This window comes from Mucilaginibacter mali (assembly GCF_013283875.1).
Classification (GTDB): Bacteria; Bacteroidota; Bacteroidia; order Sphingobacteriales; family Sphingobacteriaceae; genus Mucilaginibacter; species Mucilaginibacter mali.
The window spans coordinates 2,469,691-2,491,755 of the sequence record NZ_CP054139.1; the positions used below are offsets into that span (position 1 = coordinate 2,469,691).

Annotated in this window: 14 protein-coding genes; 10 read left to right on the plus strand and 4 right to left on the minus strand. The window is 46.6% G+C overall.

Annotated features, from left to right (window positions below; genetic code table 11):
• Nucleotides 1-144 precede the first annotated feature (144 nt).
• Nucleotides 145-2,337 carry an ATP-binding protein gene (locus HQ865_RS10465; RefSeq protein WP_173414853.1) on the plus strand — a complete coding sequence of 731 codons (2,193 nt, stop codon included), beginning with the start codon at nucleotides 145-147 and terminating at the stop codon, nucleotides 2,335-2,337.
• On the opposite strand, the gene HQ865_RS10470 is transcribed toward HQ865_RS10465, so the two are convergent.
• From HQ865_RS10470 to HQ865_RS10480, 3 genes are all read right to left on the minus strand, one after another.
• Nucleotides 2,320-3,669, minus strand: coding sequence for a DEAD/DEAH box helicase (locus tag HQ865_RS10470; RefSeq protein ID WP_173414854.1), 1,350 nt, complete (start codon nucleotides 3,667-3,669; stop codon nucleotides 2,320-2,322). The two genes, HQ865_RS10465 and HQ865_RS10470, sit on opposite strands and share 18 nt — an antisense overlap.
• A 111-nt stretch (nucleotides 3,670-3,780) precedes the next feature.
• On the minus strand, nucleotides 3,781-4,854 hold the full coding sequence (locus HQ865_RS10475; RefSeq protein WP_173414855.1) for an acyltransferase: 1,074 nt from the start codon (nucleotides 4,852-4,854) through the stop codon (nucleotides 3,781-3,783).
• On the minus strand, nucleotides 4,826-7,417 hold the full coding sequence (locus HQ865_RS10480) for a DUF3857 domain-containing protein (RefSeq protein WP_173414856.1): 2,592 nt from the start codon (nucleotides 7,415-7,417) through the stop codon (nucleotides 4,826-4,828). The genes HQ865_RS10475 and HQ865_RS10480 overlap by 29 nt, the downstream gene beginning before the upstream one ends.
• A gap of 223 nt (nucleotides 7,418-7,640) precedes the next feature.
• On the opposite strand from HQ865_RS10480, the gene HQ865_RS10485 reads away from it, so the two are divergent.
• The 6 genes from HQ865_RS10485 to HQ865_RS10510 all read left to right on the plus strand — a co-directional run bounded on the left by HQ865_RS10485 (nucleotide 7,641) and on the right by HQ865_RS10510 (nucleotide 13,816).
• Nucleotides 7,641-8,372 (plus strand): peptidase, encoded by a 732-nt coding sequence (locus tag HQ865_RS10485; RefSeq protein WP_173414857.1) that lies wholly within the window; start codon nucleotides 7,641-7,643, stop codon nucleotides 8,370-8,372.
• Nucleotides 8,369-9,217, plus strand: coding sequence for a transglutaminase-like domain-containing protein (locus HQ865_RS10490; RefSeq protein ID WP_173414858.1), 849 nt, complete (start codon nucleotides 8,369-8,371; stop codon nucleotides 9,215-9,217). Before HQ865_RS10485 ends, HQ865_RS10490 begins: the two co-directional genes overlap by 4 nt.
• Before the next feature lie 392 nt (nucleotides 9,218-9,609).
• Nucleotides 9,610-11,346, plus strand: a complete 1,737-nt coding sequence (locus HQ865_RS10495; RefSeq protein ID WP_173414859.1) for a hypothetical protein — start codon at nucleotides 9,610-9,612, stop codon at nucleotides 11,344-11,346.
• 20 nt (nucleotides 11,347-11,366) lie between these two features.
• Nucleotides 11,367-11,906, plus strand: coding sequence for a helix-turn-helix domain-containing protein (locus HQ865_RS10500; RefSeq protein WP_173414860.1), 540 nt, complete (start codon nucleotides 11,367-11,369; stop codon nucleotides 11,904-11,906).
• A 102-nt stretch (nucleotides 11,907-12,008) separates the two neighbouring features.
• Nucleotides 12,009-13,208, plus strand: coding sequence for a retropepsin-like aspartic protease (locus HQ865_RS10505; RefSeq protein ID WP_173414861.1), 1,200 nt, complete (start codon nucleotides 12,009-12,011; stop codon nucleotides 13,206-13,208).
• Between the two features lie 83 nt (nucleotides 13,209-13,291).
• Nucleotides 13,292-13,816 carry an SMI1/KNR4 family protein gene (locus HQ865_RS10510; protein ID WP_173414862.1) on the plus strand — a complete coding sequence of 175 codons (525 nt, stop codon included), beginning with the start codon at nucleotides 13,292-13,294 and terminating at the stop codon, nucleotides 13,814-13,816.
• A gap of 187 nt (nucleotides 13,817-14,003) precedes the next feature.
• Here the strand turns inward: HQ865_RS10510 and HQ865_RS10515 are convergent, their stop codons facing one another.
• Nucleotides 14,004-16,373: an ATP-binding protein gene (locus tag HQ865_RS10515; RefSeq protein WP_173414863.1), complete on the minus strand. Its 2,370-nt coding sequence runs from the start codon at nucleotides 16,371-16,373 to the stop codon at nucleotides 14,004-14,006.
• Between the two features lie 323 nt (nucleotides 16,374-16,696).
• Between HQ865_RS10515 and HQ865_RS10520 the strand changes: the two genes are divergently transcribed.
• The 3 genes from HQ865_RS10520 to HQ865_RS10530 all read left to right on the plus strand — a co-directional run bounded on the left by HQ865_RS10520 (nucleotide 16,697) and on the right by HQ865_RS10530 (nucleotide 21,984).
• Nucleotides 16,697-18,382 (plus strand): GH39 family glycosyl hydrolase, encoded by a 1,686-nt coding sequence (locus HQ865_RS10520; protein ID WP_173414864.1) that lies wholly within the window; start codon nucleotides 16,697-16,699, stop codon nucleotides 18,380-18,382.
• Nucleotides 18,383-18,602: 220 nt separating this feature from the next.
• Complete coding sequence (locus HQ865_RS10525; protein WP_173414865.1) at nucleotides 18,603-20,720, plus strand: glycosyl hydrolase; 2,118 nt, start codon at nucleotides 18,603-18,605, stop codon at nucleotides 20,718-20,720.
• Between the two features lie 7 nt (nucleotides 20,721-20,727).
• Nucleotides 20,728-21,984, plus strand: coding sequence for a glycoside hydrolase family 28 protein (locus HQ865_RS10530; RefSeq protein WP_173414866.1), 1,257 nt, complete (start codon nucleotides 20,728-20,730; stop codon nucleotides 21,982-21,984).
• The last annotated feature ends 81 nt before the right edge of the window (nucleotides 21,985-22,065 follow it).

Below are 22,065 nucleotides of genomic sequence, written 5' to 3' on the forward strand. Positions count from 1 at the left end.
CAAAAGCACTGCACAACTTTTGGCTATAGGGTCGTCAAAACCAAATTTATATCGCCCCGTTCTCATAGGTAAAATGTCCTAATTATCAAATATGTGTAACTATTAAGCACATTTTTTTGATAATGACGGATCATTCAACCGCCTATGATTAGTATAAAAAAAATACCTGTACTGCGCTATGGCTTAATTGTCCTGCTGGTTACCGTGTTGTTTTCGGGGGCAATTTATTTATACATACATTATAATAGTGCGCAAAAACTACAGGGCAATATCAGCAAATTGATCTCAGCGCGCGAAAACTCCGAACTGATAGACAGTTGCCTGCTTAACCTATATAATGCCGATAACAACAGCCGCCTATATGCGGTAACCGGCGATAAACGTTACATTCGCGAGTTTTCTGTACAGATAAACAAACTGAGTGAACTGTTAAGTAAAATTAAATTCAGTGCGCCGGGCATAAGCAATTTGAGAGCCGACAACCTGAAACAACTGGTTAAGGAAAAAGCAGACAAAACCAATAGTTATGTACAATTACGCCGGTTAACCGATAGCCTGATCGCATCGACATCGAAGATAGACAGTACGCTGGCTTTCACTAAAATGCGGATACCTATCCCGGTAAAGCAAACGGTAAAGACGGTGATCCATGTCGACACGCTAAAACAATCGCCAAAAACAAATGCTCAACCGCAGGCACGTAAAAGGTTTCTTGGCCGGGTTATAGCTGCAATCACCGGTAAAAACAAAACACAACCTGGCAGGCCTGTAATGGTGAAGCGTGATACCGTAAAAACCATAACCGAGGCAAAAACGTTTTACACGGTACTCCCCACAAAAACCCGTAATTATTACCACAAGCTCTACTCCGCGAACAATAAGCTGCGCAGCAATGAGCATGACATCCTATTGATCAATAACAACCTTGTAATCAGTATTATATCTGAATTAAAACAATATAAAACGCTTGAACTTGCTTACGCGAATGAAAGCAAAGCCGAACTTACCGGAAAGGTAACAGACGTATTTAAAGAGTATAATTATTTGTCGAAAATAACCCTTGGTGTTTTGATAGCAATGGTGATCATTGTGCTGTATAACATTTGGAAGATATTTATTAACGCGCGTGATATTATTGATGACGCCGAAAAAGCCCGCCTATATGCCGATAACAAAAGCCGCTTTATGGCCAGCATGAGCCACGAGATCCGCACCCCGCTCAACTCGGTCATCGGTTTTTCTGAGCAGCTGAGCATGAGTAAGCTACAGCCCGACCAGGTAGAACAAATAAACGCGATACGCAACTCATCGCACATGCTGTTGGAGGTGGTTAACGAGATACTGGACTTTTCGAAATACGAAACCGGTAAAATGGCATTTGAGCAACAGCCCTTTGTGCTGCAGGACGCATTAACCGGGGTATTGAACACGGTACATATCCAGGCTGCTAAAAAAGGCTTACAATTGAGGAAAAGTTTTTTGTTTAGCGAGGATACCTGCTTTAGTGGGGATATGTTGCGCCTGAAACAGGTGGTAATGAACCTGATGGTGAATGCGATCAAATTCACCCCGTCGGGCGAGATATTTTTACAAGCGGTGGTAATGCCGCTAAAAAATGGCCGGGCTTTGCTAAAAGTACGTATTAAAGATACCGGCATTGGCATTAAAAAGCATGACCTGCCGATGATATTTGATGAATTTTCGCAGGTGAACGATGCGCAGAAGGTTACCCGCCATAAAGGCACAGGTTTAGGTTTGGCGATATGCAAAAAGATAGTTGAGCTACAGGGCGGCCATATCAAAGTGATCAGCGAATTGGGTAAAGGCTCGGTATTTAGCTTCGAACTGCCTTTTATGGTGGCTAAAAAAGAGGATTGCGTTATTGATATACCGATCAGCCCGGCCGAACTTGCCCAAAAAGTAACCGGCGCGCACGTATTGCTGGCCGAGGATAACCAGTTGAATGTGCTATTAGCCAAAACCATCCTGAAAAAGTGGAATATCACCTGCGATATTGCTTATAACGGACAGGAGGCTATCGAACTATTCGAGACTAATCATTACGACATGGTGCTTACCGATATCCAAATGCCGGTAATGGGTGGCCTTGAACTATTGGGTTTGATACGAAACAACACCAATAGCGTTAAAGCAGAAACGCCGGTAATAGTACTCACCGCCAATGTATTGAAAGACGACAGGGATATGTACCAGCAAGCCGGTGCCAACGATATTGTGCTGAAACCTTTTATTGAACGTAACCTGATAGAAAAGATAAGCCTGTTATTAAAAACACGGTACACCCGTACCGACGAACTGTTATTCCGTTACGGGTGATGATGGTGCGGGCGCGCTGCCTTCATTTGGTTTCCCATCGCCCTTAGGTTTGCGCCTTGGCCACTTCTTTTTCTTGTTGCGCTTTTTAGGGTCTTTATTCTCGCCGCCTTCTGATGGTTTACCTCCACCGGATGGCCTGTTACCGCCACCCCTTTTATCGTTATGATTGTGATGGCGGGTACGCTCCGGTACAGGTCCGGGGGCTTCACCCAGTTCTTCGGGCAATTGCTTTTGCGGTACTGGCTTACCGATCATTTGCTCAATACGGCGTAGTTTATGCTCATCGCGATGATTGATCAGGGTGATAGCCGTTCCGGTAGTAGCGGCACGGGCCGTGCGACCAATGCGGTGGATATAATCTTCCGGATCGGGCGGGGCATCGTAATTGATCACCAGATCTATCCCCTCTACATCGATACCGCGTGAAAGCGCATCGGTACCAATAATAATAGGCAGGGTTTTATTTTTAAAATCGCGCAGGATCTCTTCACGTTCCGATTGTTTAAAATCTGAACTGAAGGCCATCACTTTAAGCTTTGCCGAACGCAGCTCCTTATAAACCTCCTTCACTTTCTCTTTGGTTGATGAAAAAATGATGGTGCTCAGGAAATTGCCCTCGGCCAATATCTTCTTAATGAGCGGGATCTTTTGATTATCGAACACGCGATACATCTGCTGATCGATACCCACAGCAGGTTGAGAAATGGCGATATTGATCTGCTCGGGATTGCGCATAATGCTGTTGGCCAGCTGGCGGATCCGTGGCGGCATGGTAGCCGAAAACAATAAGGTTTGCCTGTCGGCCGGTAAATGCCTGATGATGCGGGTAATATCATCATAAAAACCCATATCCAGCATACGGTCGGCTTCGTCCAGTATCAGGTGCTGCAACCTGTCCATTTTAAGCACACCTGAAGTTAAGTGAGCGATCAAACGGCCCGGTGTGGCTATTACCACATCTACATTATTTTGTATGGCACGGCGCTGCTGCTCGTAAACAATGCCATCGCCACCACCAAATACCGCTACCGAACTGATACCAGTAAAATAGGCCAGGCCCTCTACCTGCTGGTCAATTTGCTGGGCCAGTTCGCGTGTGGGCGCTAAAATAAGGGTATTGATATGGCTTTTGTCGCCCTCGCCTATTTTGTTTAATACGGGCAATAAATATGATGCTGTTTTACCGGTACCTGTTTGTGCGCAGGCAATCAGGTCTTTCCCCGTCATAATTACGGGGATGGCCATGGCTTGTATAGGTGTAGGGGTGGTATAGCCCATGGCATCAAGGCCCTCGGCTAAATGTTCGTTAAAGTTAAAATCCTGGAATGTCACTATCTGTATTTGTAGAATTGCGCAAGATAGTAAAATTTAACGGGCTTATCATTAACGTGATAATGCTAACCCTATACCTCCTATAGGTGATTGCATCCAATAAAAATTTAATTACCCCGAAATATACTTACCAATAAAGGGCAACTTGTTAATAAGGTACACCAACAACAAGGTCAATACGAAGCAAACCAATGCCGTAAGCGGGATACTGAAAAACGGGTTGAATGATTTATAACTGAGGTTATAATGCTCATCATAATCCAGCAAAGTAAGCACCAGCGCATGCCCTAAATAGATGCCATAATTATATTTTGTAATAAAATTTCTTATGTTAATTATTGCTATGGATCTAAGCGACTTTGTAAACCTCATCATCATAAAAATAGCCGAGGCCGCGAGCACGATCGGCCAGCTAAGCGGCTCGTACATCAGGGTGCTGATACCATTATAATGCTGGTGCAATAAAGCAGTCCCCCATGTAATAACAGCCACTGACGCAATAGCCAGCACAGCCATCATACCAAACACACGCATGTTGCTAAACTGTTTATTAGCCAGGTAATAGCCCAACACCAGGTAACCAATGTATCCCCCAAAGTACCGGGCATCAACCTGCGGGTTGTAGCGCATTAAGTATGGTTGGCTGAATAACATCACCACCAGCCAAACCACCAAAAAGTAAAGCGTTTCTTTTTCGGACGCGTTACGGATAAATTTACCCAACACCGGAATTATAAGATACAGACCGATAAGCATATACACATACCACAAGTGGTACGAACTACCGTATTTCAATTGGTGCAGCACTTGCTTAACAGTTATCCAGGTATCGCCGGTATAAGGAATTTCCTCGTTATAATAAGCATAGGCCACATACACCAAACTCCAGAACAGGAATGGCACCACTACTCTGCCCAATCGCTTTTTCAGGAATACAAATACATCCTCTTCCCTCCCCAGTAGCAGCGCGCCGGTTATCATTACAAAAACAGGCACGGCAAAACGGGTAAGCGCGTTATAGAGGTCGGCGGCCAGCCATTGCGCACGGGGTACTTTTATATAATCAGCCAGTAAGGGCGAACTGCAATGCAGCATGATCACCGCGAACAGGGCGATAATGCGCAGGTTATTTATCCAGTCTAAATTTTGCGGGCGATCATTCGGCAGGTGGTCCGGGTTTTTCATAACTGAAGTTATAAGGCGGGTGTGGAACAATAAAGGTTTCGTGCACCCGCTCCGACCGGCGGAAATAAGGTATCCATATGGCCGCGGCAATAATACTGCGTACCATCGCGTATCCCGTTGTGTAATTAACGGTGTCGCTATGTAACCTAAGAGATAGCAGGTAATCAACCAGGTTAAAAACAACAATAAAGCCCAGGTAAACAGTAATTGTTTTGGGCAATATATCGCGCTTGTTTAAAAAAAGCACCAGGCAAAAAACGGCCAGGCAAAAAATAAGTGTATACCCAATTGTTTCCCAAACAATAAGGGCTCTTATCGCGCTGCTTCTGCCCGTGTCGGTATACAGATTCCAGGCCGACATGCTGAAGTAATCGCCGGTGATAAAAGTATTAGCTACAATAAAAGGCGTAATAAACAACCCTATCAACACCAGTATCAGCCAGCCACCAATAGCTACAAACGATGCGCCGTGGGCAAAAACAATCCCCGGTGTTTCGATATGATAGATCCAGATGGCCAAACCAACGCATATCACAAGGGTGATCAGTGCCAGGGCAATCATCCATACATTAGGATGTAACTTTATCCCTGCGGTATCATAATTGCCCGCGCCGGGTGTATACGAAAAGCTGTAGGATAGTTTACTGTCGCGCAACAAACTGATATCCTGCCGCGCCTGTTCTAACTGATCGACAGGGATAAAATCCTTCAAAAACGAGAACTGGTAGTGTAACAACAGCGAATTCCCCTTAGCAGTATAATCCGAATTAAAGTGATAAGCATCGCGCTTAACATCGTACTGCCGGTCAGCAATTCCCCAGCCCGATGGCAAAACCACCTCTATGGTATAGTCAATATCATAAGGGTAATTTAAGGTTACGGGGTTTTTAGTTTGATTGGTAATGGTTGGCAACTGCTCGTCGATAGAATTAGCGTAAAAGCCCGCGGTAAATTTGCCAACAACCGTAGTGTCGCGGGTAAAAAAGTCAGGGATCAGGTAGCTTTCAATCGTGGTCAGTTCGTTTCTTTCCTCATCATCTTTAACAATCAACGAATCGCGTTTTTCAATTTTGGGGTAGATCTTGGCGTAGTACTTCAGGTAATTCTTTTCGGTAGTGTATAAACCGTTCGATGCCAACCTGCTGCGGATATCATCGGCCTCGTCTAAGGTATATGTGCTGGTTACATCCAAACGCACCTTATCGCTCACCTTGGTTACGGTATATTTTTCGCGCGAGGTGATCTTACCTAATTTGGTAACCGGGATATCTACCAAACCGGTATTGCCGGGCTTCAATTGCAGTCCCTTGCCATATTTAGGAAAGTACAGATCGGTACCCTTACCACGCTGGTATGACATGGTAGCATCAACCCAAACCTGCTTGCCATTAACCGTAGCCACTGCAACGGCATGATTAAACGCGTCGGTTGTAGGCAGCAGCCGCTCTACCTTATCCTGCAAGGAAGTATTCACCAGCACCATATCGGCCTGGATATTATTGGCGCGCAGTATAGATACCAGCAGCAGGGCCTTATCCTTGCAATCGCCATAACGCTGGTTAAAAACACGTTCAGGCTGGTTGGCCCGATGCGAGTACTCTCCTATTTCAATCCCCATATACCGCACTTCGTCCTGAACCATTTTAACCGCCAGCCGGAAGTATTTTTCCTTATCGTTACCGGCCTCGGCCTTTAATTTTGCCACACGCTGCGCCAGTTCGCCGTGTAATGCTGACGATACCGGGTTAACCGCCAATGCCCAGTTAATTACCTGCGCCCAGTTATCGTATTCGCTTACCTGTATATTGGCATAGGTATCATACCAGCCGGGTGAATTACCAAGATCATCGGCCGCGGGCACCTGGAAACTCTCCCAAACATAATGCTTTGCACCATTGGCGGTAGTGATAACCGGGTTTGGCACTTTGTTAAAATTCTTCACATACAGCTTGCGCGACGCGGATGCCTGCAAACTAAGATACTGGTGAGCGATCACCTGTCCGCCCTGTATATACAGATCCTGGCAAAACCTGCCGCCAAAAACAGGGTTACGGCCCGTTATGGTGTACGAATATTCGATGCGGTCGCCTTTGCGGATATCCGGAATAATATAATTAGCCGAATAGCTGCCCTGGTAAATAAATTTAGAAAAATCCTGCTCATCCGCCATCACCTTAAAATCGGCCGGGTTGAGGCGGTTTTGCGGTTTATTATCGCGCCAAACCACTATTTCATGAAAATCAAGCCGTTCGTAAGCCGGATCAAAGCTTACCGATATTTGCGAGCCATTTTGTATGCCCGCTTCCGATACGATCTCGCGGATGAAATGGTGATAATCAGCAGCACGGTCTACATCCATCTGCCGTTCAAACAGCATCAGGAAATAGCCGTTCTCAATGCTGCGCGCGGGTGGGCGTTGATCATACGGTTTTAAGGCGCTTATCCACAATGGCCTGGGCGAAATATGCACCACAGGATTTGCGGCACCGGCAGTTTTCACTAATCCCGATAGCAACAGCACACTTAAACCGATAGCAAAAGCCCTGATCTTACAATATCTCATACAGGTTTTGAAAATATAAAAAAGATGAGGATTTTACTACACAGGCGACATTAATTTTACCGTGGGTTTATTTTTAAAATAACCACAGAGTTCACAGAGATTTTGCACTGAGTTTATAATGTGTAAATAAATTGCCTGACGAATACCCGGTAATTTCCGACTCATATCTTCTAAATATTACATTATTTGGCTTACTTTGGCGGTTGGATAATTAATATAAAGAATGACTTATTGCCTGGGTATAAAAGTTAAAGAAGGATTAATAGCCATAGCCGATACACGCATAACATCCGGCACGGATACCACCATAAAAAAGAAGGTTTGGGTAAAGCAAAAGGATCACTTTTCGCTTTATATCATGACCAGCGGCCTGCGCTCGGTGCGTGATAAGGCCATGGTGTATTTTGAGGAAATGCTGGAGCATAAAGAATACAACAAGCTTTACAAAGCCGTTAACGCCTTTGGCGAACAGGTGAAGCGTGTTGCTAATGAAGACCGGGCAACCTTAGAAAAAGCCGGGTTTAAATTTGATTTAAACACGGTAATAGGCGGGCAGTTAAAGGACGACGAGGAGCATAAGCTCTTCCTGCTTTATCCCGAAGGTAACTGGGTTGAACTGGGCAGCGGCGCGCCGTTTGTTATCATCGGTAACTCGGGGCATGGCAAACCGATATTGAACCGGGTGCTGAAGGAGGATTCATCTATGCGGTTAGCACTGAAGGTGGGCTTCTTGTCGTTTGACAGCACCAGGGTAAGTTCCAACAATGTGGACTTCCCGATAGATGTGGTTTTGTATAAAAAAGATTCGTTCGATATGATCGAACAACGTTACGAGAAAAAAGATCTGGAATATATATCCGACCAATGGGCGCAGGAATTAAGCACCGCGCTGCAAAACGTTGGCGAAGACTGGATGGAGAAGGCTTTTCACAATTTATCTGAAAATACTGTATGAAATTAAATGTATCGGCACAGCTTGACTATAACATATCCTCGGCAAGTACGCTGATATTGAACATACAGGCCCTGCGTACGCAGGAACAAAAGATTTTGCACGAAGAATTTATCGTAAGCGAAAGCGATGTTAAAATAGATGAACTTACATCTGTAGGTGGCGAAAACCGCATGATGCGCCTGGCCGTGCCTAAGGCTTGCAAATTGCGTGTAAATTATAAGGCTACTGTTGATACCTCGTACCAAATAAACAACTACAGGAAGCTAACCGAAGAGCCGATCTCTAAGCTCGATCCGGAAATATTGCCTTATCTCAACCCCAGTCGTTATTGCCAGTCGGATAAGTTGTACCGTTTGGCTGCGCATATGTTTGGTGATATCGATAGTCCCTTCGCACAGGTGATCGCACTGACCAACTGGATAAATACCAATATCCTGTATCTGAGCGGATCGACCAACTCTCAAACATCGGCCTTTGATACCGTTACCGAACAGGCCGGCGTTTGCCGCGACTTCGCCCATTTGGGCATTGCCCTTTGCCGGGCGCTAACCATTCCGGCCCGGTACTTTACCGGCTATGCCTATAAGCTAAAACCGGCCGATTTTCATGCTTGCTTCGAAGCTTACCTTGGCGACAATTGGGTGCTGTTTGATGCCACCGGCCTTGCCCCGCTAAACGGCATGGTAAAAATAGCCACCGGTCGCGATGCTGCGGATGCCCCCGTATCCAGTCTCTTTGGCAATGTGCGAGGCACGGGCAGGCTGATTAGCTGCGAACTTGCAGAGGACGATTTTAAGCCGTACTACTATTTCGGAAACAAGTTTGAGGGGTTGAGTTATTTGTAGGCTCATCATTCCACAACAAAGCACAAAGCGCCATGCCGAACTTGTTTCGGCACCCCACTTGCATAGTTAAGCACTGCATTCCGGACCTGTGTGATGGGGTGCTGAAACAAGTTCAGCATGACATGTTTGTTTTTCCGCTGAAGCCTCACCCTGCCCTCTCCAGAGGAGAGGGTTCCAAAGTCTCCCCCTTTGGGGGAGATTTAGAGGGGCTTTCATCGGCATGTCATAAAAACCATTAGAGACCGCCGGGATTATATTACTCAGCATGACACATTGTTTTCAATCATTGAACGCTTGCAAAGCCATAACAGTACAGGATGCCGCCATCCAAATAAAAAAGCATTTTTATATTTCCAATTAAACCTGTTTGCCCGCCAAACCCTTACGGAATTATGAAAACACTTTTACAATTAGCTGTTTGTGTATGCTTATCCATTTGCCTGTTTACCAATGATGCATCAGCGCAAAAGGCAGCTCCTGCAGGTACGGTTATCGTCCCGGCTTCCTCTTTTTTAGGCGGCATGCCTAAGGGCGATATCATTGCCGATGCCCGCGGCGATAGCTGGTATTTCAATAACACGGCGCTGGTGCTTAATTCGCTAACCAACCTCATAACCTGGGTAAACGTACCCGAAGCCGGCAAATATTATGTATATGTGCGTAGTAGCGGCGAACGCCGTACCGGTTTTAAGGTAGTAGTGGCCAATATGGTTACGCCCGAGCGTTTTGGCGATACGACGTTGAGCTGGAAGCGCGGTTCGGCGTTTGATTTGAAGGCGGGGCGCACCGTGGTGAAGATCACCCGCATTAACCCCTCGCCTATTGTTGATGTGATTGTGCTGAGCAAGAATCCAAATCTGAAGGAAGAAGACATCTTGCCCTACCAGCTTAATCCCGATGTGGTTTTGCTGAAGGAATATAAGTCGCCGCTATTCCCCGGCCTGCCAAAATTTGGCGATGTAGATGGCGATAAGAAAACCGACTTCCTTATCCTCTCGCCCGATTTTACAGCAACCATGTTCGATAACTTGGGCAAACAATTATGGCAATACCAGGCACCGCCTGAAAACGCCAGGCTACGCTCTGAATTTGAAGCCCCGGGCGTGATCTGGGATTTCGACCACGATGGCAAGGCCGAAGTAGTACACTGGCGCTTTATTGACGGTAAGGAGTGGCTGGTGATCGCCAATGGCCAAACCGGCGAGATCATCCGCAAAACAGAATGGCCTACGCAACCGCTGCCGCATGTGTATAACAATTTCCGTCTGGCCATTGCCAAGTTAACCAAAGGTGCACCTAACGAAATTGCTGTGTTTACCGATATGGGCGGCACCATTAACACCACCCTGTACGATAGCAACCTGAAACAGCTTTGGCAGCATACCGAAAAACGGCTAAAGGATAACCAGGGCCATTATATTTACCCGTTGGATATCGACGAGGACGGCATTGACGAAATTCTTGTCGGTTCGCAACTGCTGGATGCCAAAGGAAAGGAGATCTGGAACCGCTTTGATTTGGTAAACGATAACCACGACCATGCCGATAGCTACAAGGTGATTGATATGGACCACGATGGCAAGCTGGACATTGTGATATCCAACAGCGAGACCGGCGTTTACGCCATTAAGGGCATGACTAAACAGATCATCTGGCAGGCAGTAGCCGAGCACAGCCAGCAACTGGATGTGGGCAATTTCCTCCCGGGCGTGCCTGCGCCGCAAACGGTTATCGGTGGACGTACCTATGGCAAGGCCCCTGGCGAACCGGGCCTGGCCAGTCAGCTGTTTTGGTATGATAACAAGGGTAATTTAGTGAACATGTGGCCGCATGGCTTCCCAATAAACGGTAACCCCAACTTTGTAAGCGGTAACTGGCATGGCAAAGGCGTGCGCGAAGTTTTTTGGTACAAATTTAAGCTGGATAACAAAGGCGAAGGCGTGCTCTATTTCCCCGATCAGGTTTACCACATGTTTGATTTTACCGGTCGCGGGGCGGATGAGGTGGTTACCTTTGGTCGTGGCGTGATGCGTATTTATGGCTCACGTACGGCGATACATACAGGTAAGGACAGGAAAGCCGACTTGCGGTATTTGCAATTGAATGTGGCTAATCATACGCATTATTAGTAGTTTGGTGAAAAACTTGTATGTCGAGATTATTGGCCATCCGGCAAAAACTTAATCTAACCCAGGAAGAGCTGTTTGAAAAATCAGGCGTTTCGGTGCGCACTATTCAGCGCATCGAAGCGGGCACTAATCCGAAGGGATACACCTTAAAGGCGCTGGCCAAAGGATTAGGTATAAGCGAAGATGAACTGACCGGGAAGCAGGAGGCGATCTCAGCAAAAGATACCAAGTGGTTAAAACTGATCAACCTTTCGGCCTTCCCCTTCATGTTCGCTCCACCTTTAAATATCGTAGTGCCGCTGCTTATTATGTTTGCGAAGAAACAGTTTAACCCGCTTACACGGAAAATTGTTACCATACAAATTGTATGGACGCTGATCGCCGTAGTATTGGTTTTAAGTGTTATGATGTTGAACGACTGGTTTGCCATCAGGAGCAAGTATATGATGCTGATCCCTATTGTATGGGTACTGGTAAACACTTTTATTATACTGATAAACGCGGTGACAATAGACCGGAACAAAGTGCTACGCATTGACATCGGTTTCAGCATTATATAACCATTTGATCATTTGGCGGGCTGTTGTCGGCCATTTGGCGGCGGGTGTCGTACAGATAACTTTAGGTTTTTATTTTCCTTTGGAACTATAAAAACAATAAAAATGGCTTACACAAAAATCACGTCAAGGTGCGCATCTATATTGTTACTATGCCTCGCCCTGGGCATACCTGCTTTAGCACAAAAGAAAATCCCTGTAATAAGATCTACCACCAGGCATTCCACTATTTACGATGGAATGATAAAAATGCCATGGGATCTGGACCCTAAAGTTAAGACCGATGTTTATTATGTAAACGTACCGCGCCGGCCAGGCAAAGTAACCCTGGCAACCGATCAGGGCCAGGTTAGCTTTAAAACAAAGTTTGGAAATGATTACGACCTGATCGTGCTGATTAATGATAAAGACAGCTGCCATGTCCGCATCAGCGCTAAGGATGACCCGGCAACGCGGGCGTTAAGCCCGGGCGGCTCCTTCCCTGATACCATATCATTTACATTAAAAGGATCGAGGATCTATTTGCCGGGGATACTTAACGGGAAGGATACCGTGAGTATTCAGTTTGATACCGGCGCCAATGCCGCCTGTGTCAGCAAGGCATCGTCCGAAAGGTTGAAACTTGTTTTTGGGGGTAAAACCATCCTGAGTAATTCGCAGGGTGTTAACGAGGTGCGTAAAAGCGTGAATAATAAACTTACTGTGGGCCGTCTCCATTTCAACAGCATGTCGTTTGTAGAAACCGGTAATATGCAGCCCGGTGAAGACCTGATTATCGGCTACAATCTTTTACGCCATAAGATCATTGAAATTGATTACGATAAACACCTGTTTATTGTGCACGATAAGCTACCTGTCAATGCCAAAAGCTTCGTAAAGCAACCACTGGTTAACCGGCTGAGCCTTAAAACAAATATTGTACAAAACGGCAAAAAATATATCTTTTGGGTGGGCATGGATACCGGGCGCGACGGCACCATGCTGATCGGCCAGGAATTTACAGAACAACCCGGCGTTTGGGAAAATCTGAAAGAATTGACCATGATAAACGGACGCAAAATCATCAGGCTTGACGCAACCATTGCCGGCGTAACCTTTAAAGACATTGTAACCAACGCCGCCGACCCCACAAAACCCGCGGCCCGAAGAACCGGAACTTATTTTGGTAATGTGATCCTTAACCATTTCAATTGGATCATTGATAACGTTAATGGCTGCATTTATTTAAAACCCAATAGTCGTATTAATGAGCCTTATTCTAATTATAGTAGTTATGAGAGTGAGATGAAGAAGTTGAATCAGTAGGCTGGCTGCGGTATTTGCAATTAAATGTGGCAATCATGCATATTATTAATAGATTAGCCATTCATCGCGTGGGATAGTAATAAATGGAAATATTTAAAGACTTCGATTTTTCAAACTTTTGGGATGACAGCGAATATGCGCTTCAAGAGTATATCGAAGAAAAGCCGACAGATCAGTTAATTAAATCAATTGAAGATGAACTTGGTTATAAACTACCGGCTTCATATATTGAGTTAATGAAGTTGCATAATGGGGGAATTCCTAAAAATGATTGTTACCCAACATCAGAACCTACTACCTGGGCAGAAAACCATATCGCAATTACTGGGATCATGAGTATAGGAAGAAATAAAAGTTATTCTCTATGTGGAAGTTTAGGTAGTCAGTTTATGATTGACAAGTGGGGCTACCCAAACACAGGTATTTTTATTTGCGATTGCCCTTCGGCAGGACACGATATGGTAATGCTTGATTATTCAAATTGCGGTAAGAATGGCGAACCTGAAGTTGTTCACATTGACCAGGAATCTGGTTACAAAAAGACCTTTTTAGCTAAGAATTTCGAAAGTTTTATATGCGGTCTTGTTACTTCCGATGTGTATTCATAAAGATATCTCCACTGCTTGCAATGGGTAATAATGAAATCCAGCCAATGGCTATGCATTTTTTAAGATTAGTTCATCAAGAGAACAAAATCTAAACAAATTACTAAAGGCTTTTTTAGAGGATTGAGCTCCCCTTAGAGTTCGAACGCAATTGATTGAGGTAATTAAAAACATGAGTAGAGAATATAGCCTACCCCCTCCTAAACACATAATGCAACACCATCCGATACAACTCATCCGGCAGGAATGGCTTCACCATTACATCATCAATACCCGCTTGTATGGTTTGCTCCTCTACCTCCTTGGGTAAGTTGGCGGTTAGGGCTATAATAGGTACAGCCACATTGCTGGCGCGCATTTTTTTGGCCGATTCGTAACCGTCCATCACGGGCATGTGCAGGTCCATCAGCACCAGGCGGTGGCGGGTAACGTCAAGTTTCTCCAGGGCTTCCTGCCCGTTTGTGGCCACATCAATAGTGGCCCCCCAGCGCTTCAGGTAGGTTTGGGCCACAAGTACGTTCATGGGGTTGTCTTCCACCAGCAAAATAGCAATACCGGTTAAGGGTTGCTGCGTTTCGGCCGGTAAGTTATCTTTCTGCATTTGTTCGGCATTGGCCGCGCTTTTATCAAATGTTTGTATAAAATAGAAGGTAGAGCCCTTGCCCTCCTCGCTATGTAAATTCAGCTGCGCGTTTTGGAGTTCCAATATACGCTTAGTAATGGCCAATCCCAAACCCGTACCCCCAAAGCCGCGCGAGGTTGACGAATCGGCCTGGGTAAAACGTTCGAATATCAGTTGTTGTTTTTCAACCGGGATGCCAATGCCGGTATCTTTCACCTGTATGTTAAGCGTGATGGTTTGGTCGGTTTCCCCGTTCACGCTTACAACCACCTGCACATAACCGATATGGGTAAACTTAATGGCATTATGCACCAAATTGGTCATCACCTGCGAGAGGCGGGTCGGGTCGCCCATTACCTTATGCGTCAACCCCTCATCAATTTTTATCCGTAGCCCTATCCCCTTGTCCTGCGCCGAAGCTTTTAAAGCGGCCACCACATTGCGGGCAATAGCGGCCACATCCATCTCAATATGTTCGAAGGTGATCTTACCGGCTTCTATCTTATTATAATCCAATACATCGTTCACAATAGCCAGCAGGTTGTTGGCACTGAACAGCATTACGTCCAGATGCTCCACCTGGTCGGGGCGCGGGTTATTCTTTAACAGCAGGTGCCCCATTCCTATCACCGAGTTAAGCGGCGTACGGATCTCATGACTCATCGTACTCAAAAACTCGCTTTTGGCTATCAGGCCCTGCTCGGCATCGCGACGGGCCTTCTTTAATACAAACGATACCCGGTGCGACAGGATAAGCGATTGCAGAAAGAAAAACATCAAATACCCGATAAAGCTCAGCAATTGTAAAGGCGGTATCAGCGCCCAGTAATGAAACAGCGATATGCCGAAAACGGACATCAGCGCCACAGCGCTCATCAGCGAATAGATAGCCCCCGGGCGTTTATTGCGGTAAGCGCGCGCGTATACAAACGGAATGTAGACCAGGCAAAACAGCATCACCACCAAAAAGGGGTTCACCAGCTGGGTAAAATAATACGGCGTAAGGCATAAAGAGGCAATGGTAAACGCGAAGCAAAGCAGATTGATGATATATACCGCGGCCTTGTTAGCATCAAGCGGGTAAATATAGCGCGTATACAGGCCAAACAGCCCCAGGCCAAGGAACAAACTCACATACTCCAGCCGGGCGGCTATGTACCAGTGTATACTGGGCAGCAGGCTGTGCAGCACATAATTATCGGTGCCGATAATGCGGTAACTGTAAACAATGGAATATAACGAGAACAGCAATATAGCCTTATCGCGACTGCCCAGCAGGTACAGCCCCAAAAAGAAAAAGCCGCCCATCAGCAAGCAACCGGTCAGCAGCAGGTCGATGGCTTCGGCACGGCGGCGGTCAAGTTCAATAATATCGCGTTTGGCAATAAACAAGGGTTTGCTTACGCCGCCCTTGCTGTGCACAAAATTAGCTACCTGCAATACCAGGTGCAAGGTATCTACCCCGCGGCGCAGGTTGGCACCGCCGTAAGCCCAATGCGGTTCAAAACCTTTTGCCGAAGTACTGATCTGCCCATTCTCGGCCACCGGATCGCCGTTAATAAAAAAGCGGTAAGCGCAATACATATCAGGTACCGAAATGCGCAGGCGCACACTGTCTTTCGGTATCAATACGGTTAGTTTATAGGTGGCATAGCCGAAAGCGGGAAGTTCCTCTCCGTTAAGGTTATACCCGTTCCATTTAAAGGGAAATTTTACAAGGGTGCCTTTATGTTTTGCCGAATCATTGGGTTCGATAAATTGCTGCCAGTAAAATTCCCATTCGCCGTTCAGGGCGATCTTCTTTTCAAATGATTGGTGGCGCAGGTCCAATACTCCTTTTTTGGCTACCGGCGGCTGCGAAAAATCTCCGGTGCACCCGCCCAAAAACAGGCATGGCAGTAAAAACAGCAGCAAACAAAAAGGCCAGGTAAACCTCATGTAACAGACGGTAGATTTGGCTTTAAAGATATTGAATAAAATATAGCTAAAGGGAATATTGTTCATTCATTTTTTGTTTGCACTTAGCCATAAAGCGATTCTGTAGAGACACGATACTTCGTGTCGCCCGCTACGTTGATAATAACCTGGCACTACGCAATGTACTAAGACACGAAGTATCGTGTCTCTACAGAGTGTTCCATCCTGCACCATCCCGATTTGCCTAAAAATCTGGTTACATTAACAACGATTAATAATTGTGTTGATTAAATTTAAATAGTTTTTATAAACCCATTATTTATCCCCGCTTACTGTAACCCATCATGAAGAAACTGTACCAGGCAGCCTTTTTCGTAGCGTGTATTATTGGCATTCATTCATTTGCATTCGCGCAGCAAAATCCACAAACGGCAACCAATATCAATGTCGATATTAATAGATCCGTTGGCGATATGAAGCCCATCTGGGCCTGGTTCGGGCATGACGAGCCTAATTACACCTACATGAAAGATGGCCGCAAGCTGCTCACTGAACTATCGGCGCTTAGCCCGGTACCGGTTTACATGCGCACGCACAACCTGATGACCAGCGGCGATGGCACCCCCGCCCTAAAATGGGGATCGACCAATATTTATACCGAAGATGCCAGGGGCAACCCGGTTTATAACTTCCGCATCGTAGACAGTATTTTTGATACCTATATTAAACGCGGAATGAAACCGCTGGCGCAATTGGGCTTTATGCCCGAGGCGCTCTCCACCCATCCCGAACCTTACCAGCACCACTGGAAACCGGGTGTGGAATATAAAGCGATAGAAACCGGCTGGGCTTATCCCCCAAAAGATTATAAAAAATGGGGCGAACTGGTTTACCAGTGGGTAAAGCATTGCGTAGCCCGTTATGGCGCCAAAGAGGTGGCCTCCTGGTATTGGGAAGTTTGGAACGAACCCGATGGCGCTTACTGGAAAGGTACTGTCCCCGAATTTTATAAACTGTACGATTACGCTGCCGATGGTGTAAAACGCGCGCTGCCCGAAGCTAAAATTGGCGGTTGTAACGTTACCGGTGGTGGCATGCGGTTCCTGACCGGCTTCCTAAACCATTGTTTAAAAGATACCAATTATGTAACCGGTAAGATCGGCTCCCCGCTGGATGCAGTGCTGTTTCATGCTAAGGGATCACCCAAAATAACTAACGGGCAGGTGCGTATGGGTATCCTGAACCAACTGCGCAACATGAACAACATGTTCAAACTGATCGCATCCTATCCGCAACTTAAAGGCTTGCCGGTTATCATCGGCGAATCGGACCCGGAAGGCTGTGCGGCCTGTGGTATGGCTACCAATCCGGAAAATGCCTACCGTAATGGCACACTTTATTCAAGCTATACAGCTGCTTCATTTGCAAGGGCTTATCAACTTGCCGATCAGTACAATATCAATCTCATCGGCGCGGTGAGCTGGTCGTTCGAGTTCGAGGATCAGCCCTGGTTTGCCGGCTTCCGCGACCTGGCTACCAATGGTGTGGATAAGCCGGTACTGAATGTATTCCGCATGTTTGGAATGATGAAGGGCAAGCGCCTCAGTGTTCAAAGCGATGCGATGTATGCTTTGCAACCCATATTGGATTCGGGCATACGCAAACAGCCCGATGTTGGCGCACTGGCATCAGCAACCGATAAAACCGCGGCGGTAATGATGTGGAACTATCATGATGATGACAATGCACGCACCCCTCGCCCGGTATCGCTGCAATTAGCAAACCTCCCTGCAAAAACGGTTACATTAACGCGCTATGTGATCGACTGGACACACAGCAATTCGTACGAGGTATGGAAAAAGATGGGATCGCCGCAAAACCCAACTCCGGCACAGATAGCGCAACTGGAAAAAGCAGGAATGCTGCAAAGTTTGAGTAAAGGGCAAAAAGTGAACACCATCAACGGAAACCTTAACGTAAAAACCACATTGCAGGCGCAGGGGGTTGAGTTGGTGAAGGTGGATTGGTAAAAGACTCACCCGGTCGTGGCTTCGCCCGCCCCCCCTCTCTCCGCTACGCGGAAAGAGGGGGTATACGAGAACCGATAGCAACAGGTTTGAAACTTATCGCTATATAAAAAATACGCCTACCCTCTTTCCGCGTAGCGGAGAGAGGGTAGGCGAGCGTAGCGCAGTCGGGGTGAGTCTACAGATATGGATCGCTTCTGCGCATAACCATAAAATATACAGCATGAAAAAATTAAACATACTCCTCCTCTCGGCCCTTGCATTTGGCACCTTAAAAACATTGGCACAAAACCCGCAGTGGCAAAAGGTAACACTACCCACTTATGCGGATATGGCCTCGCACCTGAAATCGTTCCCGGTGGCTTATTCGCAAACTTTAACCTGGGGACAAACAGGACCGATTAGCAGGGAAAGCATCATTAAGGATCTGGACGATATGAAAAGCCGCGGCATCCGTTGCGTAACTATCGAGGCCGGTTATAAAATGAATGATCCCTACCTATCGGATGGCTGGTTTAAAACCGTGCAGACCATAGTTGAAGAGTTGAAGAAGCGCGACATGCGCCTTTGGATCATCGACGAAGGTAAATATCCCAGCGGTTTCGCGGGCGGCAAATTCAGTCAGGAAAAGCCTGAATTGCGGATGCAGGGTTTGGTGGTTGCTAAGCGAATCTCCTTAAAACAAGACGAAACGGCAAATCAAACCTTAGATCCTTCCATCGTTAGCGCAGTAGCGGTCAATAACGAGACTAAGTCAAACGAAATGATTGACGTCAGCAATCATCAGTTGAACTGGACCGCTAAACAAGGCGACTGGCAAATCATGTTGGTACAGCACCGCTTTAAAACATCGGTTACCCGGGCTGCAAACAACCCTACGGGAGGCAAGGATACGGTCAATTCACTTTGCGATTATCTGAACCCCGCGGCTACCCGGCAGTTTTTGGAGTTTACGCATGTACAATACAAAAAGTACATTGGCAACGAGTTTGGCAAAACCGTTTTAGGTTTCCGTGGCGATGAACCAGAATACAACTTCACCCCATGGACACCGGGTTTAGATGATATTTTTAGAAATAAAAAGGGTTACGATATTAAACCATACATCGGGACGTTTTTCACACAAAACGCCACCAGGGAGCAAAAACTGGCCAAGGCCGATTTTTGGGATGTATGGAGCGACCTGTACCGCGATAATTTCTTTAAGATCCAAGCCGACTGGTGCGCGCAAAACGGATTGGAATATATGGTCCACATCGATCATGAAGATATGCTGATGGACCTGGCCCGCACCGAAGGCGACTTTTTTAAGGATATGCGCTACGTGCAAATACCCGGCGTTGACGCAATATGGCACCAGATCTGGTACGATAACGTAGCCGATTTCCCTAAACTGGCATCATCCGCTGCACACTTGTACGGCCATCCAAGGGCGCTTAGTGAAAGTTTTGCCGCTTATACGCCCAAGCCAACTGTCGACGATGCCCGCTGGGTAGTGAACGAGCAACTGGTGCGGGGTATCAATCTGTTCGAGTTTATGTTTTGGTCGTCATCAGCCGGTGGTCGTGGCGGTGCATCGGGTTATATGGCCGAAACAGGTTTCCCCGCTTTGGAGGAATATTCGAACCGTGCATCCTATCTCCTGTCAAACGGTATCCCGGCGGCACAGGTTGGGCTCTACTGCCCTACCGAAAGCATGTGGCTTGGCAATAAGGATGCCAACACAAGTCTTTTGGCTATCAGCAAGCAACTGTTGGAACACCAAATTGATTTTGATTATGTAGATAACCAGTCGCTGGAAAGTGTTTTTAAAGCCGGCAAGGGCACCTTTACCAATCTGAGCGGCCAAACTTATAAAGTAATTATTGTGCCAACTATCAGTATTCTCACTGCTCCGGCTCTTGCCAGGTTAAAGGCGTTCGCTCAATCAGGCGGCAAGGTGATCTACACCGGCAAAGTACCATTTATAGTAACCGATAAAACATACCGCGATGCCAAAGTACAGGATAATATCAATTGGGCCGTAAATAGCGAACTGACCGATGATATCATTAAAAAACAGATCCCCGCAGATGTTACGCTTGATAAGGCTGCACCTGCTGTAAAATACCTGCACCGCAAATGGAAAGACGCCGAAATGTACTTCTTTTTTAATGAGGGCGATCAATCGCAGAGTTTAAAAGCCGCTGTAGCCGGCACGGGCAAAACTGAATTATGGGATGCTGGCACTGGCACTGTATCAGCCATCACAGGGACCGTTGCGAAAAACGGGCAGACCACTTTACCGCTTGAGTTAGGCGCGCATCAAACCAAATTTATAATTGTACACGCATCAAAATAAAAAAGCGATGAAAAAGATATATACACTGGCAGCGGTACTGATCATTTGTTCATCGTTTGTGATGGTTAAACAGGGCAAGGATAAAACCTACATTATTACCGATTTTGGCGCAAAAGGTGACAGTTTGACCATGAACACCAAAAGTATCCAGCAGGCTATTGATGAGTGCGCGGCTAAAGGCGGCGGGACGGTTGTCGTACCCAGGGGCATCTTTATCAGCGGGGCGATATTTTTAAAAAAGGGTGTTAATTTAAGGGTGGATAAAGGTGCCGTGTTAAAAGGTTCGCTCAACCAGGACGATTACCCACAGGTACCCACCCGCTGGGAGGGCGAAGAACGCAACTTTACATCAGCCTTTATTAATGCCGACCATTGCGATGGCACTATCATCAGCGGTGAAGGCACCATCGATGGCTCGGGCGACTTATGGCTGAAACGGGATAAGGAACGCGGCCGCGCACCCGGCAGCGGGCCAAGATTAGGCCACCCAAGAATGATCTGCGTATCTAATTCGGAGCGGATCACCATTAAAGACCTGCGCCTGCACAACCAGGCCGTCTGGTGCCTGCATGTGTTGTATTGCAAAAACGTGCTGGTAAAAAATCTTAACATCAGCGCCGACCACAACATCCTTAGTTCCGACGGGATGGATATCGACAGCAGCGATGGCGTACATATCACCGAATCGACCATTGATGTGAACGATGATTGCATTTCTATTAAATCGGGCAAGGACGAAGATGGGCTGCGTGTGAACCGGCCAAGCACCAATATCCTGATAGATAAATGCCATTTTGCCTACGGGCATGGCGGCGTGGCTATGGGCAGCGAAACATCGGGCGGCATTAACAAGGTAGTTGTTAAAGATTGCATCGTCGATTCGAACAACTGGGCGCCTATCCGCTTTAAAACACAACCAAGCCGCGGGGGTGTGGTAGAAGACATCACTTATCAGAACATCAAACTGCACGGCACCAAAAAAGCGTTCGAGTTTAACATGGCCTGGCGCATGGTTGGACCGGCAAAGGCTCCGTCGGCGGTACCGCCTGTGGTGCGTAATATCAAGATCATTAACGTAAGCGGTGATGTTGATGCCGTTGGCGATATGCATGGACTGATTAACAGTCCTATCAGCGGTGTCACTTTTAAAAACTGTGATATCACCGCGAAGAGCGGTTTTGTGTTAGAGCGTGTTGAAGATGTTAATCTTGCCGGGTTGAAGTTGACGGTGCAGAATGGAGAGCGTGTGATCAGGAGGGATTAGCAAAGCTAAACACTACGTCTTCCTTAGCAATAGCGAAGGATCCCCGGCAAGCTGAGCCGTTGTGTATAGTTTTGGATCTTT

Bases quoted from the DNA above. Each gene is read 5' to 3' on its own strand.
- HQ865_RS10480 (WP_173414856.1), bottom strand. From the start codon at position 7,417: ATGAGATATTGTAAGATCAGGGCTTTTGCTATCGGTTTAAGTGTGCTG.
- HQ865_RS10520 (WP_173414864.1), top strand. From the start codon at position 16,697: ATGAAGAAACTGTACCAGGCAGCCTTTTTCGTAGCGTGTATTATTGGC.
- HQ865_RS10495 (WP_173414859.1), top strand. From the start codon at position 9,610: ATGAAAACACTTTTACAATTAGCTGTTTGTGTATGCTTATCCATTTGC.
- HQ865_RS10525 (WP_173414865.1), top strand. From the start codon at position 18,603: ATGAAAAAATTAAACATACTCCTCCTCTCGGCCCTTGCATTTGGCACC.
- HQ865_RS10505 (WP_173414861.1), top strand. From the start codon at position 12,009: ATGGCTTACACAAAAATCACGTCAAGGTGCGCATCTATATTGTTACTA.
- HQ865_RS10475 (WP_173414855.1), bottom strand. From the start codon at position 4,854: ATGAAAAACCCGGACCACCTGCCGAATGATCGCCCGCAAAATTTAGAC.
- HQ865_RS10510 (WP_173414862.1), top strand. From the start codon at position 13,292: ATGGAAATATTTAAAGACTTCGATTTTTCAAACTTTTGGGATGACAGC.
- HQ865_RS10485 (WP_173414857.1), top strand. From the start codon at position 7,641: ATGACTTATTGCCTGGGTATAAAAGTTAAAGAAGGATTAATAGCCATA.
- HQ865_RS10490 (WP_173414858.1), top strand. From the start codon at position 8,369: ATGAAATTAAATGTATCGGCACAGCTTGACTATAACATATCCTCGGCA.
- HQ865_RS10530 (WP_173414866.1), top strand. From the start codon at position 20,728: ATGAAAAAGATATATACACTGGCAGCGGTACTGATCATTTGTTCATCG.
- HQ865_RS10465 (WP_173414853.1), top strand. From the start codon at position 145: ATGATTAGTATAAAAAAAATACCTGTACTGCGCTATGGCTTAATTGTC.
- HQ865_RS10500 (WP_173414860.1), top strand. From the start codon at position 11,367: ATGTCGAGATTATTGGCCATCCGGCAAAAACTTAATCTAACCCAGGAA.
- HQ865_RS10515 (WP_173414863.1), bottom strand. From the start codon at position 16,373: ATGAGGTTTACCTGGCCTTTTTGTTTGCTGCTGTTTTTACTGCCATGC.